This is a genomic window from Paraburkholderia sp. BL10I2N1, assembly GCF_004361815.1.
In the GTDB taxonomy this organism is placed as follows: Bacteria; Pseudomonadota; Gammaproteobacteria; order Burkholderiales; family Burkholderiaceae; genus Paraburkholderia.
Genome location: NZ_SNWA01000001.1, coordinates 4,527,809 through 4,543,865, shown reverse-complemented (window position 1 = coordinate 4,543,865; position 16,057 = coordinate 4,527,809). Strand labels below are relative to the sequence as shown.

Genomic DNA, 16,057 nt, shown 5'->3' with positions numbered 1-16,057 from the left:
GTGAAGGCTTCATCGGCACCGCGCGTCCCGGCGACCACCCCGTTCCTGGCCAGCCATCCGCGTACGCGGCCAACGCGAGGCCATTCGTGAGCCACATCTGAAGCAAGGTGTGTCCCGCATAGAACGCGCGCAACAAGCAGCGACCAGTAATCGGATGCCCCCGCCACCCATCCCCCCGATGGACCCAGCACGATGTGGGGGTGGCCCTGCTCACCCCGCGCGTATCGAGCGATGGCAGAAAAGGAAATGTGTGTAGGTTCTACCTACAGCGACGGAGTAGTTCGCCCTTAGCCGCTCGATGCACAGAAGCGAGCCTTCACATCGTCCGAGCGATCAGATCCCCTCGACATCCGCCCCGTGCTCGGCGAGCCACGCTTTACGCCGCTCAAAATCGGGCATCGCGCGTTCGACCCGCCGCCAGAACTCGGGGGTGTGCTGGGGTTCGTGAAGGTGGGCCATTTCATGTACGACGACGTACTCGGCGATTCGTGCCGGCAGCAGGATGGTCTTCCAGTGAAAGTACAGGCGTGAACCTTTCCCTCACGAACCCCAACGGTAGCCGAGATCTTGTAGGGGAGTTTGATGAGCGGCATCGGCACAAGATGGAATTGCTCGTGCCACCATTCCGGGCGCGGCCTGGATCTGACAGGGCCGTCGCGCTGTACGCGGCAGAACGTCGTGCCGTTGACTACCGATGTCGCGCCCCATGCAGTTCGTGTCAGCGTGTACGCCGTGGGCATGGCGGCTTAGTGGCTTCGGTCGATTTGCCAGCCGCTCACAGCGTCTAGTCGTGTCGGATTGCCTTTCAACGCCCCTCGATGTCGTCATCCGGATGCCGCACGTAGGTGCGCGAAGCGCGCCCGACCCTCAGCTTGCAGAGCACCGCTCCTGCAGTGGCGCCTGGCATGTCCATTTCAAATCTCCAATCGGTAGGTAATTAGGGTCTAAATAAGACTGTGCTTTGGCCGCCAAAGGCGATGGTCGGCCGTTGCTGGCGATAATTGCCTGGGGGCATGATCACTCGTGGGGCCTTGCACCGGGCACAGGCCTTCAACTTCCATACATGGAGCCGCAATGCGCGACATCTCATACGAACAACAAACTGTGAACTCCTCCAACGTCCTAGCGCGGTATGCGCATCGAACACGGATGGCTGTCGCGCTCAGGCTCACTAACCAACACTGCCCAGAGTTTGGGACAGTTGTTGACTTCGGCTCGGGACCTGGCCTGTTGCTCCTCATGCTCGGCGAGTTGCGTCGTGATGTTCGACTCGTCGGATACGATCCGTACATGTCGCCGTTGCACCCGGAGATCAGATACGCCGAATCGATGCACATGCTCGACGACGAATCTGTGGATGTCCTTACTGCTTTTGAAGTCTGCGAGCACCTGTACGCGCACGAGATTGATCAGCTGCTCGAGGATGCGGCGCGTATCATGAAGCCCGACGGCACGTTCATCATCTCGGTGCCGATCATGTATGGTTTCGCAATCGTCCCGAAGGTGCTGAACTGGATGTGGCGCCACCGCAAGACACACACCGAATACCACATCGAAGAGATCCTGCTGTCCATGGTTGGCGTGCGTGTCATCCGTCCACAGAACCCGCGAACCACGCATAAGGGTTTCGACTTCCGCAACTTGCGTGACACGGTGGCCAAACGGTTCACTGTCGAACACGTTCGGCACAGCCCCTTCTCGTGGTTGCCGTGGTGGCTCAGTTCGCAGTACTTTTTCATTTGTCGATCGCGTAATCACGTGCGAAGGGAAAGTCGTCAAGCCCCCAGAACCTCCTAACAAATCGGGCGAATCTAGCGATGGACCGCGCCGTCAGCGCCACGCGCAGGTGGTGCCGCATGCATCGAGTTTAAAGGCGAAGAAGCTACCGTGGTCGCAGTGGCGGAAAAAACTATTAAATAGATTTTTGTTCCTTTGCCGGCGGATGTCATCCGCCTTTTTTTCTACGTAGGAACGGTGGTGAGATTCCACTATTTCTCGCTTGGGTGATCATAGGCTGACTCAATGAATATCTTGCGAATTATTCCTTCATTAAACCCTCGAGGCGGCGGTCCGATGGAAGGCGCACGTCGTATCGACGCCGAGTTGACGATGCGTGGTCATTCGGTAGAGGTGGTTTGTCTCGATAATCCTTCGGACGTTTCGACACTTGATTATCCGGGTGTCGTGCATGCGTTTGGCTCGTCAGGAGGGACTTATGCGTATAGTCGTGATCTTTTTTCATGGCTGAAGGCGCATGCCAAATCGTTTGATGTGGCGATTGTTAATGGGGTATGGCAATACCATAGTTTGGCTGCTTGGAGGGCGTTGAAGGCAAGCGACACTCCATATTTTGTTTTTACGCACGGTATGTTGGATCCGTGGTTTAAACGAACCTATCCTATTAAGCATGTAAAGAAAGCGCTTTATTGGCTTCTTGCGGAGCATAGGGTATTGAGGGATGCTAGGGGTGTAATCTTTACGTGCGAGGAGGAGAAGCTTTTAGCTCGGAACTCATTTTTCCCATACAAATGTGAGGAGATTGTTACTGCTTATGGTACTGCGGCACCTCCGGAGGTTAGCCAAGCAGCAGTAGATGCATTTATAGAAAAATATCCTGAACTTAAGGGTACCAGAGTGCTGCTCTTTATGGGACGGTTGCACGAGAAGAAAGGTTGCGATCTCGCTCTAAGAGCGATGGCAGAAATCGCTAAAGGTAATAGCTCGCTGCGGTTAATTATGGCCGGGCCCGGAACCCCTGAGAAGGTGGACCGACTCAGGTCACTCGCGGAATCGTTAGGGATTGGGGAAAAAGTGATATGGCCTGGCATGCTTAGCGGGAATATGAAATGGGCCGCCTTTGCGGTTGCGGAGGCGTTTACCCTTCCCTCTCATCAGGAGAATTTTGGCATAGCGGTCACGGAGGCTCTTGCGTGCGGTAAGCCGGTTTTGATTTCGAATAAAGTCAATATATGGCGGGAGATCGTTGAGGACAATGTAGGATGGGTCGGAAATGACGATTTTGAAGGGACGCTGCGAAGTGTGAGAAACTGGCTTGCTGCATCTGACGACGCTTTACGGTCGATGAGCGTTCGCGCGAAGAATAGTTTCGCCGCCCGCTATCGCATGCCAATTGTGGTTGACCGGTTGCTGGAGGTGTTGGAGAGCGGTGTGGGGGCGCCAGTAGTGGAGCGAGATTTTGTCTGATAGCTGCGCGTGCGGATGAGCCTAGAGCATGGGGTGGGATCCTAATGGGCCAATGCCTTCGAATGCCGCAGTTGATGAAGGACAATTCCGTGGGTTGCTTGCCGTTCTTGAGGATTGCGTAGAAGATGGATTTCGTATTAATTTCGTCGATCGGGATGACGATCTGGTTTTTCTGCGCCTAGACGACCTAGTGCTTCTTCAGGTTCCGTTGTGGGCGACCGAGATGACGTTAGATGATGAAGAGATTGGCGAAGCCCGGGCCAGCATCTAAGCTAAGCCACGCGTGAGGTCGGCCCGCCGATCGGCATCTACCTTCACCTGGTGCTGAACAGCCACGAGAGGTCCCACCTCGGCCGGCCACGTGCGGGCCGCTCCATCGTGCACCCCGGCGCGACCCAGTACGTCTGGAGCACCTTCCGCGTGCCCCGGCGACGGCCATCGGGACATATCTCCCCCCGCCAGATCCGCGTGTCCCCCTCCCGTGACCACACAGTCACGCGATGCCAACCAAGCAGGGTAAGGGCCGCCGAAAGGGTGCGGGTCGTGAGGCCCATCGCCGCGTGCAGCTCCGCAGGCGTGTAGAAGCCCCTTGCCTTGACGGGCCTCTCGCGGGCTTGCCAGCATGTGACGATTGCCATCACCTCGGCAAGCCGTTCAGGGCTCTGAAAACCGGTCGGCATTGGTAATCTCTTTTACTCGGTCCGAGGGGGCCGGCTCTTCGTCTTTTCTCTACGCGGCTGGTTGAACGTGGCCCATACCTCGTCATCATCCTTGTGCGCGCGACGGTCGATGTCGTTCAGCATGGGGTACTCGGAGATCACGGTGCATGGCTTTCGCTCGACCTTTCAGGACTGGGCCGAGGAATATGGCGAGTACCCCGAAGTGTTTGCCGACAAGGCGATCGCACACAAGACCACCAACAAGGCGCGGCGCGCATATCAGCGAGGTGACATGCTCGAGAGGCGCCGAAAGATGATGGACCACTGGTCGCTGTATTGCGCGGGGATGTCCGCGACCGTTGTGCCGATAGCGCCGGTTCAGGCTGTCGCATGACGGTACTCCGCAGAGCACTGCGTTGTTCGAGTCACTCCCTCTCCGCCAGAAACGGCGGCAAACCCCGCAGAGTCTGGGCCTGGACACGCGCATCATCCATGGCCATGGCGCCACAACCGCCGCGAAGAAAGGCGGCGACAATCTCGGCTTCAGCGGGCACAAGAAGCTCGAGGGCTGCAAGGTGGTTGCCCTGTGCGACCAGAGCGCCGGGCAATCGCAATCAATCGCTGTTGTTACGAGAAGCGCTGCCGCGCCTCACGAACATCGAAGCTTGCACGCCCGAGCGGCACTCGCGCGACCGATGCTGGTAACTCCGGCTCTGGCAGGATCGCGAGGTTGAGGCGTCCATCGAGCACCTGCTCTTGCAGCGGCGCGGACATGTCGACATGGGGTTGCAGGATAAGATCCGGCTCACCACTTTGCTGACTCGCAGCCGCGCTATTTCAGGCTGCCAGGCGAGCTCGACGAAGTGGGCGCAGTACGAGTGAATCGACACTTTCGCCGCATCGGCCTCTGCCCGACTCGGCGGGAGCGGCGCCAGCTTGTCACCATTCCGTCCCGCCGAATTGGACCGACCTGCGCCGTGCGTGACGACCGCGTTACGCTGCGAATCGCTCAAGGCGAGCTTAACCAGCGCCTGCCGGTAGGGGTGAGAGACGCGCGGAAATGGCGCGCCGCGGCGGTTAGTCGGGAATGAGCAAGCGGCTGCGCGTGAGCACATCTTTCGCGAGTTTCACGATGGTGTCCATCCCGCCATGGCGCTCTTCCTGATAGGCCACGTAAAAGGCCTGCTGTATAACGGGCCGTTCGGTGTTGAGCACGTGAATCAGTCCGCCCTCGAGTTCCACGCGCATGATCGCCGGAGACAGCACCGCCGCAGCATGCCCCGCCGCGACGAGCCGCAACATGGTAGACAGGGAGTTGCACGAGCTGATGTTTTCCGGCGTACAGCCGGCGTTGCGAAACCAGTTCATGACGAGCGAATGGTTCGACGACGGCTGCGAGACGGTAATGATCGGAACAGGCGCAAGCGTGAGAGGCGTGACAACGCGATCTGGCACGAGTAGCGGCGACGCAACCCAGTGGAGATCGGTATGACCGATCGCCGTCTCCACGACGTGCGGAGCATCGGTGGAATCGTTCAGTATTGCGACGTCGAGTTCGCGAGCGCCGAGCTTGCGACCAAGCGTTACGCCAACGTCGATGGTGAGCTCGATTTTCATCTGCGGATAGCGCGTCTTCATATGCGTGAGCAACTCCGCAAGTCCCGCCTGAGCAATGGACTCGTTCGCGCCAAGACGTAGCAGCCCTTGCATGGGGTCGCGGCGCTTGCCGATACGTTCGAGTTTGTCCGCGAGCTTGAGCAATTGCTCCGCGTTGGCGAGTGCGTCGCGGCCCGCCAGCGTCAGTTCGGAGCGGCTCCGGCTGCGCTCGAATAGCCGCACGCCGAGGTGCTCTTCGAACTCCTGGATGCGCGCGGAGATGGTGGGCTGGGTGAGATGCTGGTGACGTGCGGCCGCGTGAAAGCCGCCGAGTCGCGCAACCCAGTAAAAGGTTTCGATTTGCTGCAAGGAAATGCGCATGACTGGATTTGCTGTCCGCTAGCTTCACTAAATCGTATTATTATCTTCGTCAATTTTGCTTCTATATAGTGAAATCGCGGAACCGGTCATGGTTTTCCGGTGCCGGCGTGGTGCGGGGCACAGGTCCGGGTCATATAAGCGATCCTGATCGTGTCGGAACTTGCGCGTCCTGTCATCTTTCGCGCGACAGCGCCGGCGCTTGTTCGTCTGAACTGAAGTCGCAGCAACGCCGTGCAACGTCCGCGACCGTATGCCCTAGCGCGGAATGTGACTGCTTAAGGAAAATTGCGTCATAGCGAACCAGCGGCGCGGGCGGGGCGGTAGTCACGATTTGCATCAGGCGGTCCTGGATTTGCTGCCTGAAAAGATCGACCGGCAGTAAGCTCACGCCAACTCCAGCCGCCACGAGGCCTCCCACCGCGACCGCGCTATTGCCGCCGCAAATACGCTGGGGATCGACGCCCGCCCTCTCGAAGGCCCTTGAACTCATGATCGTAATGACGGATACGGGAATCTGCTCAATGACTGGACGGGTGGCCAGTTCGCGCAGCGGCACCCTGCGCTTGCTGCCGAACTCGCCGGGACGGCAGAACCAGGCGAAGCGGGCGCTCCCGAGCGGTACTCGCGTGACCGGTGCAGGTAACTCCGGTTCGGGCAGGATCGCGAGGTCAAGGCGTCCATCGATCACCTGCTCCTGCAGCGGCCCGGACATGTCGACATGGGGTTGCAGGATGACATTTGGAAAAAACTCGCGCATCTCCTGCAGAAACGCCGGGAACCAGGTCAACGCAACCAGTTCAGTCAGACCGATGTGCAGCACACGGGCCCTATGCCGGTCGGCGTCCTGCGAGGCCTGCAGCCGCCCAATGCTATCCAGCAAGCCCTCGCACAGCGCGAATATCTCGTGCCCTTTCGCGGACAGTCTCGCTTTCTTGCCGCCGCGTTCGAACAAGGGTGCCGCGGACCTGGCTTCGACATCCTGCAGGCGCTTGGTCGCCGCGGACTGCGTGATATGGAGCTTATCGGCTGCGCGCTGGACAGTACCGAGCTTCGCTATCCAGTAGAACGTCTCAATCTGTTTGACAGTCAGCATCGCTATTCAGCTTCTCTTGCCAACGTTGCGCCGGCGTCCTGATAGCGCGACGCGTAGTTGCACGTTGCGCGCGCGAGCGCAATGACCTTGCGGTGAAACGGCGTCAGCGCGTCGTGCCGCGCGACGGCGACGTAACGCACGGGTGGGATCGCGGGCGCCACATGGACTTCGAACAACATGCCCAGCGTAACGAGCTCGCGCGAAATGGCTTTCGGCAGACAGGCGATACCCAGCCCGGCGCTCGCCATGCCACCCAGCGCCGCAAAGCTGTTGCAGGTCAGGATGCTGCGCGGTCGCACGCCATTACGCTCGAGCCATTTGCTCATCACATGTCCGACCGCCGAATCGGTAGACTGGGAAAGCAACGTCAACTGACCGAGCTCGGACACGGCGAGCCTGCGCCGCTTCATGCTGAACGTGGGACTGCAGAACCAGCCGTTACGCACGCTGGCGAGCGGGAATCTCAGCATGTCCGTCCAGCGAGGCGTATCGGGCACGATGGCCAGATCCAACTGCGCCAATCTGAGCTTTTCGTAGAGTTCCGCAGCGACGCCGCCCACCTCCAACTCGACGTCCACCAGCGGGAAAGTAGAACGCAGTGCATCGATGAAGCGCGGCAACCAGGTGAGTGCCGCGAGTTCAGTCACGCCCAGCCTCAAGGAACGCCGGAGTACCTTTTCGCTCGCATACTGGCTCAACAGATAGTCGCGTTGCTGAAGAATCGCGCGCGCTTGTGAGAGTACCTCGAGGCCGTCGACGGTCAGCCGCGCCGATCGCGATACGCGGTCGAATAGCGGCTTCGGGAATTGCCCCTGCAGTTCGCGAACATGGCGCGACACGCCGGACTGAACGCTGCCGAGTTTGCGCCCGGCCGCCTCGAACGAACCCATGTCCGCGATTGCAACCAGTGCCTCGAGTTGCAGAAAAGTAATCTGGTGTGCCACACAGCCCTCTCGAATCCATCTGATTTCGGAATGAACAATTATGCATAAATATCTCTTTGTTTGAGTTTATTTTCCGCCAAGAATACGACCTCCATGTCATCCGCAATGCAGGTCGACGTTGTGTGATGAAGCACGCTGTGATGAAGCACGCTGTCTACGGAGATCGCATGAAATCGTCTAACAAACTCGCCGCCACATTGCTTGTACTCACCCTCGCTCTGCTGGCGGGCTCCGCCCGGGCGGATCAGCTCGCGGACATCAAGACGCGCGGAACGCTGGTGTGCGGCGTATTGGCCAATTTCGAGCCATTCGGCTTCCAAGATCCGGCGTCACGAGAAATCGTCGGTTACGACGTCGACTACTGCAAGGGCGTTGCTAAGATACTGGGCGTCAAACCCGTGTTGCAGGTGGTGTCTATGGAAGCACGCATCCCCGAACTGCTCCAAGGCCGTGTCGATGTGCTCGCCGCGGTGCTCGGCTACTCGCCGGCGCGCGCGGGGCAACTCGCATTCACCCATCAGTACTATGTGGCCAGACAGATCATCGCCGTGAAGACCGGCGGCCCGTTCAAGGTCCGGGACGACCTCGACGGCAAGCGCGTGAGTACGATCAAAGGCTCCAGCAATATTGCCATCATGGGGCAGGTCATGCCGAGCGTGCAGCTCGTCAGCTATGACGACTCGCCGTCCGCTTTTCTGGCCATGGTGCAAGGTAAGGTCAACGGTTTTGTCGTCTCGGAACCCATCATGCACCGCTTTGCAGCCAAACTCGGTCATGACACCAACGTTGCAGCGCTGTCGCCGCCGGTGGGCCTGGAGTACTGGGGTCTCGGCGTCAAGAAGGGCGAGCCGGCATTGCTCGACGCGGTGAACAACGCGCTGGACGGTATGGAGAAATCCGGCGAAGCCCAGCAGATATTCGACAAGTGGCTTGGGCCCAACACCATTTATCAGATGCATCGCGAATTCAGGATCGGGGCGATCAAAGGCTGACCTTCGGGCCGTTCTGTGTGATGGGGATTGCTCATGCTGTTACATCTCGACTTTTCGAGCCTATTTCAGGCTCCGAATCTGAAAAACCTCATGTTGGGCGTGCAGTTAACCGTGCTGCTCACGCTGACCAGCTGGGTACTTGCGGTTGCGCTCGGAACGGTGATGGCGACGCTGCGCACGATGGGTAACCCGATCATCGAGAGGCTGGTCGCTGGCTACGTTGCCTACCACCAGAACGTGCCAATGCTCGCACAACTGTTCCTCTGGTACTTCGGATTTCCGACGCTACTGCCGGACAGCACGCAACAATGGATCAATGCGCATGGAGGCGAATTCATCTTCGCGTCGATTGCCATTGGTCTGTGCATGGCGGCGTACTACTCGGAGGACATTAGAAGCGGCCTGCGGGCGGTATCGACAGGTCAACACGAGGCAGCCCGCTCGCTGGGTTTGAGCTTTGCAAAGTCGATGCGATACGTAATCCTGCCGCAAAGCTTCCGCATCGCAATGCAGCCGTTCATTAACCATACAGTGGTGCTCTTCAAGAACACCAGCCTTGCGATGGCGATCGGCGTTGCGGAGCTGACATATACGGTGCGCGACATCGAGAACCGTACTTTTCAAACCTTCGAAATCTATCTCGTTGGAACGGTCATCTACCTGGCCATTTCATTGGGCGTGATGGGTGTCGGAGCAGTGATTACGCGCCACACACGTATCCTGGCGAAATAAGCGATGCTCGACATACTCACCAACAATGCGCATTTCCTGCTGCTCGGGCCATATCCGAATGGGCCGATTGGCGGTCTCGCGCTCACGCTGATTCTCGCGCTGCTCGGTCTCGCTTTTGCCTTTCCGCTCGGCTTGCTGCTGGCGTTGTGCCGGGTTTCGCCCTACAGGTTGCTGAGTGCTCCTGCCGTGGTGATCGTCTGTATCGTGCGCGGTGTGCCGCTCGTGATGCTGGTGTTCTGGAGTTATTTCCTCGTGCCGGAGCTGATCGGCCATATCGTCAGCGCGTTCACGACCCTGGTTGTCACACTGGTGATCTATCAGGCGACTTACCTGAGCGAGATTGTCCGTGCGGGTATCGAGTCGTTGCCCAAAGGGCAGGCCGAATCCGCGCGCTCGCTCGGGCTGAGCTACGCATCGACGATGCGCCACGTGATTTTGCCGCAGGCGCTGTACAACATGCTGCCGAGCATTCTCAGCCAATGCGTTTCGACGGTGAAGGACACGTCGATCGGTTATGTAATCAGTGTTCAGGAACTGACGTTTTCGGCCCAACAGATTAACGCCAGCCTTCTCACGCGGCCGTTTCAGGTCTTTCTGATACTCGCGCTGATTTATTTCGCGGTGTGTTACACGTTCACCCGATGGGTGCAGGTCGTCGAACGGCGTATTTCGCACCGGCGCGCTTCGGGCAAGATGCCAAATGTCAGGAGCTTCATCAATGATTCAGTTGTCCAGAGTTAACAAGTGGTATGGCGAGTATCAGGCGCTGGTCGACGTAACCGCCGAGGTGAAGCGAGGCGAGGTGGTGGTCGTGTGCGGCCCTTCGGGGTCGGGTAAGTCGACGCTGATCCGTACCATCAACCGCCTCGAGGCGATTCAGGGAGGCGAGATCACGGTCGACGGAACGAGCGTCCATCAGGCCGGGATGAATCTGAACCAGTTTCGCAGTCGTGTCGGCTTCGTGTTTCAGCAGTTCAACCTGTTTCCTCATCTGTCAGCACTCGACAACGTGTGCCTCGCGCCGATGAAGACGGCGGGAAAGAGCCGCACGGAGGCAAAACGGCAGGCATTGGCGTTGCTCGATCGCGTGGGACTGGCCAGCAAGGCGACCTCATATCCGCAGCAGTTGTCGGGAGGGCAGCAGCAACGTGTCTCAATCGCACGTGCGTTGGCTATGGAGCCGCCAGTGATGCTGTTCGACGAGCCGACGAGCGCGCTCGATCCGGAGATGGTTGGCGAAGTGCTCAACGTCATGAAGTCGCTTGCCAAAGACGGCATGACGATGATGTGCGTGACCCACGAGATGGGATTCGCGCGCGAGGTGAGCGACAGCGTCTGGTTCATGGATCGCGGCGCGATTCTTGAAGTAGCCGATCCGCAAACGTTCTTTCGGTCGCCACAACACCCGCGCGCGCAGGCATTCCTTTCTGACTTGCGCCACTAGCCACTGTCATCGATGCGAGGTCGCTCTCCAATGAGGTACAGGCCGGCGAGCGAGCCGACCCCGCTGCCCATAACCATGACTCAATGACGCCATGACTACACACAACACGTTCCCCCCACTTGCCGCGGACCTGGTGCCGGCGGTCGCGACACCTTGTTTCGTGGTGGTGGAGGACCGCATCCTGCACAATCTGAAGGTCACCGCCCAGGCGTGCGGCGGCGTCGAGCGCCTGATGCCGCACGTGAAGACTCACCGTGCCGCGTGGCTCGTTACCCTGTTGCTGGCCAATGGCGTCAGCGCGTTCAAGGCCAGTACGGTTACCGAGGTCGAAATGGTGCTGGCCGCGGGCGCCACGCGCGTCACTTGGGCGTTCCCGACTGTCAACCCGCAGAACATTGGCCGGTCTATCGAGTTGGCCGCGAAGTTTCCGAAGGCCGAACTGACGGGCCTGATCGATTCCCGCCACGGACTGGATGTGTGGACCCGGCTGCTCGAGGGCGCGCCGCCTTCGATTAACCTGCGCGTCGATCTCGACCCGGCGATGGGGCGCACGGGAGTCCCAATGGATGAGACCGCTCTTGAACTTGCTCGCGCGGTTGTCCGGATCGGCCGGCTTTCGGGCTGGCATCTCTACGACGGCAACATCCGCGGTACTTACGACGAGCGCAAAGTCGCGGTGCAAAAGCTTGCCGATACCCTTGAGGCCCTGCAGTCGAGCCTGCGCGAGGAGGGCATCGACGTCGATGCGGTCGGCGCATGCAGTTATACGTTCGACCTGTGGCCACGCTCCCTAATGCGGCATGTGTCGCCGGGCACCTGGGTGTATTCGAACGCGCAGCATCTGAGGGAGCTTGCGCATCACGACTGGCTTGCGGCCGCGTTTGTATTGACGACGGTTATTTCCACCCGCAATGGCACGTCGACGCTGGATGCCGGTAGCAAGGCGATCTCGCCGGACAAGCCAGCGCAACAGCGTTTTCAGGGAGCCGGTGAAATCGTGATGATGAATGAAGAGCACACCGTGATTCGCAACGAAACGCTCGACACGGGCGACCGGCTGCTGCTGGTGCCGGAGCACACGTGCACCACCGCGTACCTTTACAGCCATGCTCTCGTCCGCTCCGTCGACGGGCGATGGGAATACCGCGATCAGCTCGGCAACGAACGTTCTGTCGTTGCACGCACATGATGGCCGTCGACAGCTCAGCGCCTGCGGGCCCGTGTCGACATTTTGTTCCAGTGGAGATTTCACTAAATGACTGAATCGATCAGGAAACCGTCTTTGGGCGGCCACTACAGCCTTTGGCGCCGCGCAGGCGGTCTGATATTTGTGGCGGGTCAGGTTCCCCGAGATCCCGAGCGAAATTTGCTAGGAAACACGATCGAAGAGCAAACGGTCGCAGTTCTCAACAATTTGCGTCTTGTTCTGGAAGACGCTGGCACTGATTTCAGCCGGCTCGTTCGCGTCCAGGTCTATTTGTCCGACATCAGCGAATTTCAGCGCTTCAACGCCGTGTACGCGCAGGTGATGGGCGATATCGCGCCGGTACGAACTACCATCGGATGCGCGCTCAACGGCGTGCGGATCGAGATCGACGCGGTAGCGGAACCCGCAGAAGGTTCGGTCAGCGCGCAGCAGTAGCGAGCCGCCGTCTTTTCACGGTTGACTCGTCGTCCTGCGCATGGAGAGCCGAGAAGAGGAGAGCACCTTGAAGCAGGACAAACAGGACTGCTCCGATGTTTCCCGCGATAACTGCGATCGTCATGATGAGACCCTCACTACCCGTCGGGGCGAACCTGCATCATCGCTGGAAACGCTTGTAGCCAACACCCGCGGGAAACTGACGGACGCTCATCACCACATCTATGACTCGCGGTATCCGCTCGATCCGGCCGCGCAATTGCGGCCCGCCGATGCAACAGTCGCCGACTATCGCGCGTTACAGCAGCGGCTCGGTATCGGACGGCATGTCGTGGTTCAACCGTCTACGTATGGCACCGACAACCGCTGCCTGCTCGATGCGTTGCGCCAGTTCGGAACGAATGCGCGCGGCATTGCCTCGGTTTCTGACACAGTGACTGATCGTGAACTGTACATTCTTCACGACGCCGGCGTGCGAGGGCTGCGCTTCAACCTGGAGTACCTCGTCGGTTTGACCGTGGCGATGATCGCGCCGCTGTCGGAGCGAATCGAACCGCTGGGCTGGCATATCCAGCTCAATGCCACGGCTGCGCAGATTCTGGAGCATCACGCATTGCTTGCGAGCGTGTCGTCGCGTCTTGTCATCGACCATATGGGACAAATCCCGCAACCAGCCGGGCTGCTGGATCCCGCGTTCCGGGTAGTCAAGGAGCTGACAGCGCGTGGCCGAACCTGGGTCAAGCTGAGCGGTCCCTATCTGGTGTCGCAAACCGGTGGGCCCGACTACGCAGACGCCGGCAAGGTTGCGCGCAGCTTCGCACTGCATGCCCCGGACAGGATGCTATGGGGAACGGACTGGCCCCATCCCACCCAGTCCGCCGACAAAAAGCCAGACGCCGCAAGACTGCTTGAAGACCTGGCGTCATGGATATCTGACGACACCACAACCTATCGGATCCTGGTCGATAACCCGGCAGACCTGTACGGTTTCTAGGCGCCGTTTCCAGGCGCCGTTTTTCACGTACGCGGCAGATCCGCGAGATAGCCGTCCACGTGCGCTCGAAGCTGCTTCAGCACTTGTGCGTGCTGTTCCCACGGAAGCCGGTCGACGCTCATCTTGGGTGTCGCGGCGAGGTCGATGCGGCTGTCGTCGACGGCCTGTCCGACGACTACCGCGGCAGTGAGGTAGGCCCGGTCGCGCTCCGGGTTGAAGTCGGCAAGAAGCCGTGCGGCCTCTTCCTTCGACGCGAGGATCGCCATCGCAGAGACAAGTCCCCAGCCACCCCAGTTCGAGACGCTGGACACGATCAGGAAATCCGCCGGTGTAGCCGCGCTGATGAGGCGCCCGTTGGGAATATCATCGCGGACGATCTCCTCGGGCAATATGCCCATGCCGATCTCATTACCGCCGTCGCCAATGCCGATCGTGACCCACGGGCGTTGCCACCCCGCGTCTTCGAATAGCAGGTGCAACGGCGCAGTATCATTCGACATGTCCGCGCCATATTCGCGATGCGGCTTGCCGTCGTTCGCCGGTGATACCCGCTCGATTGCGATCAGGTGCGTGAGCGGCCGCTCGCCCGCGCTCAGACGGTCCCGCAACAACCTGACCGACGCCTCGCTCAGCGAGGTGATCTCAAGCGACACCTCCTGGGGCAGTTCCGTGGTGACCGCCCAGACCGCCTTGCTGCATGGCGCGTCGGAAATTACGGTCACCGGAATGCCCAGGTTCACGAGCGCGGCGGCCATATGCGCCATGCCGCCGAGGCCGTCTGTCTCCGGCGACGGTGGAACGGCGTTACGTATGAAAAAGCCCGTCACGATACCGACGTGGGCGTTGGGCGTGCTGAGGATCGACCGCGCGGCCGCTTCGAGCTGCCCCTCGACAAACCGCTTCATGCGGCCAATATCACGCCGTACAGTCTGGCCAATGATGTTTTCGACTACTGCGATTCCCATTTTTCCAAATTTCCCATCTGAGTGACACGCATGGTCATGCAAGCCGCGAGGACCGCTCAGACCGGAATCTTTGTTTCGTAGTCGATCCAGACTGAGCAGAGCAAAAGCCCGACGCCCATCGCAGCAAAGCACATCAACGCGAGAAAATACGAGCCCGTGTACTGAACGATCGCACCGATCACGATCGGAATGACCATGCCGCCGATATTCCCGCCGAAGTTCAACAGACCGCCGAGTGCGCCCACCTTGTGGCGCGTAGCGAGCATCGCGGGAATCGACCAGTAGAGGCCGCCCCAGCGCAGAAAGAAAAGCGTGATGGACAGCAGGATGACGACGGTTGTCGGGCTTTTCGCGTGCGCGACTGAAAACACGGCGACCGTGGCAACCGCGCCGGCCACGCCAAAGATCGTGCGCATGACACGATTCGGCGACGCTCCACTTGCTAGCCACTTGTCGGCGGCATAACCGCCGACGAGCTCACCAATGAAGCCGCAGAAAAAAATCACGAAGCTGGCGTTTCCCATTTGCTGTATGTCAAGACCGTGCACCTTGTGCAGATAGGTGGGCATCCATGTCAGCAGACCGTAGTAGAGTGTCGTGCAACACATGAAACCTACGAACATCAGAAGCACCGAACGATGCTTGAAGAAATCGACCGTTCTGCCTGAAAGCTCTTTCGCCTCTCTCTCGTATTCCTGCTGCTGCGCTTTTTCGATGTGCTCGGCTTCAGCCTCATTGACGCCTGCGTGGTCCCGCGGGTGATTCTTGACGTAGAACCAGGTGGCGATGCCACAGACGATGGTTCCTATGCCCGCAATCGCGAAAGCTGCCCGCCACGAATGCGCAACCACGATCAACCACGCGATCAACAGCGATCCGAGTGCCGCGCCGAGAGGCGAACCGCCATCCATTAGCGAAGCGCCGCGCACCCGCTCATGCTGGGTGAGCCACATCGCATTGAGGGCACCGCCGGCCGATGCGACAGGCGCTTCCGCAACGCCGAGTCCGAGCCGCGTCACGAGCAGGGACACTGCGTTGGTCGTCACCGCGCCCAAGCCTTGGAACGCGCCCCACAGCAACGTGCACAGTGCAAGCACCAGCCGCGGCTTGAAGCGGTCGACGGCCATGCCGCCAGGAATCTGCATCAGCGTGTACGACCAGAAGAACGAACTCATGATGAGGCCCTGCATGACCGGCGTAAGCGTGAACTCGGCCGAGATCATAGGCATGGCGACCGACAGCGACGCACGATCGATATAGTTGACCGTCACGAGCAGCAACAGCATCAGGAAAATCCGCCAGCGAACCGAAGTCTTGACCTCTACGTTCGCCGCGACGGATGCGTATACCTTGCTCATACCGTTCACCCTATCTGTTGTTGAATGCCGTGTTCAGCCCCGACGCGTTTCGC

The 16,057-nt window shown here is 59.5% G+C and carries 18 protein-coding genes; 11 read left to right on the top strand and 7 right to left on the bottom strand.

Features of this window, described 5'->3' with window-relative positions; translation table 11 throughout:
- Window positions 1-333: 333 nt before the first annotated feature.
- Window positions 334-486, bottom strand: coding sequence for a M48 family metallopeptidase (locus B0G77_RS44415; protein ID WP_243751152.1), 153 nt, complete (start codon window positions 484-486; stop codon window positions 334-336).
- A gap of 588 nt (window positions 487-1,074) precedes the next feature.
- Here B0G77_RS44415 and B0G77_RS21140 point away from each other — a divergent pair.
- The 4 genes from B0G77_RS21140 (at window position 1,075) to B0G77_RS21125 (ending at window position 4,257) form a co-directional block, all read left to right on the top strand.
- Window positions 1,075-1,797, top strand: coding sequence for a methyltransferase domain-containing protein (locus tag B0G77_RS21140; RefSeq protein ID WP_133663855.1), 723 nt, complete (start codon window positions 1,075-1,077; stop codon window positions 1,795-1,797).
- 225 nt (window positions 1,798-2,022) lie between these two features.
- Window positions 2,023-3,204 carry a glycosyltransferase gene (locus B0G77_RS21135; protein WP_133663854.1) on the top strand — a complete coding sequence of 394 codons (1,182 nt, stop codon included), beginning with the start codon at window positions 2,023-2,025 and terminating at the stop codon, window positions 3,202-3,204.
- A gap of 28 nt (window positions 3,205-3,232) precedes the next feature.
- Window positions 3,233-3,475, top strand: a complete 243-nt coding sequence (locus B0G77_RS21130; RefSeq protein WP_133663853.1) for a hypothetical protein — start codon at window positions 3,233-3,235, stop codon at window positions 3,473-3,475.
- A gap of 518 nt (window positions 3,476-3,993) precedes the next feature.
- Window positions 3,994-4,257: a hypothetical protein gene (locus B0G77_RS21125; RefSeq protein WP_133663852.1), complete on the top strand. Its 264-nt coding sequence runs from the start codon at window positions 3,994-3,996 to the stop codon at window positions 4,255-4,257.
- A gap of 233 nt (window positions 4,258-4,490) precedes the next feature.
- Here the strand turns inward: B0G77_RS21125 and B0G77_RS43340 are convergent, their stop codons facing one another.
- The 4 genes from B0G77_RS43340 to B0G77_RS21105 all read right to left on the bottom strand — a co-directional run bounded on the left by B0G77_RS43340 (window position 4,491) and on the right by B0G77_RS21105 (window position 7,877).
- The gene (locus B0G77_RS43340) at window positions 4,491-4,637 is read right to left on the bottom strand and encodes a hypothetical protein (protein WP_166656211.1); all 147 of its coding nucleotides are present in this window, start codon (window positions 4,635-4,637) and stop codon (window positions 4,491-4,493) included.
- 303 nt (window positions 4,638-4,940) lie between these two features.
- Window positions 4,941-5,840 carry a LysR family transcriptional regulator gene (locus tag B0G77_RS21115; protein ID WP_133663851.1) on the bottom strand — a complete coding sequence of 300 codons (900 nt, stop codon included), beginning with the start codon at window positions 5,838-5,840 and terminating at the stop codon, window positions 4,941-4,943.
- A 172-nt stretch (window positions 5,841-6,012) separates the two neighbouring features.
- Complete coding sequence (locus tag B0G77_RS21110) at window positions 6,013-6,933, bottom strand: LysR family transcriptional regulator (RefSeq protein ID WP_133663850.1); 921 nt, start codon at window positions 6,931-6,933, stop codon at window positions 6,013-6,015.
- Window positions 6,934-6,935: 2 nt separating this feature from the next.
- Window positions 6,936-7,877: a LysR family transcriptional regulator gene (locus B0G77_RS21105; RefSeq protein ID WP_133663849.1), complete on the bottom strand. Its 942-nt coding sequence runs from the start codon at window positions 7,875-7,877 to the stop codon at window positions 6,936-6,938.
- Window positions 7,878-8,044: 167 nt separating this feature from the next.
- Between B0G77_RS21105 and B0G77_RS21100 the strand changes: the two genes are divergently transcribed.
- The 7 genes from B0G77_RS21100 to B0G77_RS21070 all read left to right on the top strand — a co-directional run bounded on the left by B0G77_RS21100 (window position 8,045) and on the right by B0G77_RS21070 (window position 13,681).
- Entirely contained in the window at window positions 8,045-8,869 is an 825-nt protein-coding gene (locus B0G77_RS21100; RefSeq protein ID WP_166656210.1) for an ABC transporter substrate-binding protein, read from the top strand.
- Window positions 8,870-8,902: 33 nt separating this feature from the next.
- The gene (locus B0G77_RS21095; RefSeq protein WP_133663848.1) at window positions 8,903-9,601 is read left to right on the top strand and encodes an amino acid ABC transporter permease; all 699 of its coding nucleotides are present in this window, start codon (window positions 8,903-8,905) and stop codon (window positions 9,599-9,601) included.
- Between the two features lie 3 nt (window positions 9,602-9,604).
- A complete protein-coding gene (locus B0G77_RS21090; protein ID WP_133663847.1) occupies window positions 9,605-10,342 on the top strand; it encodes an amino acid ABC transporter permease in 738 nt (245 codons plus the stop codon).
- Entirely contained in the window at window positions 10,320-11,045 is a 726-nt protein-coding gene (locus B0G77_RS21085; RefSeq protein ID WP_133663846.1) for an amino acid ABC transporter ATP-binding protein, read from the top strand. The genes B0G77_RS21090 and B0G77_RS21085 overlap by 23 nt, the downstream gene beginning before the upstream one ends.
- 91 nt (window positions 11,046-11,136) lie before the next feature.
- Complete coding sequence (locus B0G77_RS21080) at window positions 11,137-12,234, top strand: alanine racemase (protein WP_133663845.1); 1,098 nt, start codon at window positions 11,137-11,139, stop codon at window positions 12,232-12,234.
- Between the two features lie 66 nt (window positions 12,235-12,300).
- On the top strand, window positions 12,301-12,687 hold the full coding sequence (locus tag B0G77_RS21075; protein WP_133663844.1) for a RidA family protein: 387 nt from the start codon (window positions 12,301-12,303) through the stop codon (window positions 12,685-12,687).
- A gap of 67 nt (window positions 12,688-12,754) precedes the next feature.
- Complete coding sequence (locus B0G77_RS21070; RefSeq protein ID WP_166656209.1) at window positions 12,755-13,681, top strand: amidohydrolase family protein; 927 nt, start codon at window positions 12,755-12,757, stop codon at window positions 13,679-13,681.
- A gap of 23 nt (window positions 13,682-13,704) precedes the next feature.
- On the opposite strand, the gene B0G77_RS21065 is transcribed toward B0G77_RS21070, so the two are convergent.
- Window positions 13,705-14,646: a glutamate cyclase domain-containing protein gene (locus tag B0G77_RS21065; RefSeq protein ID WP_133663842.1), complete on the bottom strand. Its 942-nt coding sequence runs from the start codon at window positions 14,644-14,646 to the stop codon at window positions 13,705-13,707.
- Between the two features lie 56 nt (window positions 14,647-14,702).
- Complete coding sequence (locus B0G77_RS21060) at window positions 14,703-16,004, bottom strand: MFS transporter (protein ID WP_133663841.1); 1,302 nt, start codon at window positions 16,002-16,004, stop codon at window positions 14,703-14,705.
- Window positions 16,005-16,057 lie beyond the last annotated feature (53 nt).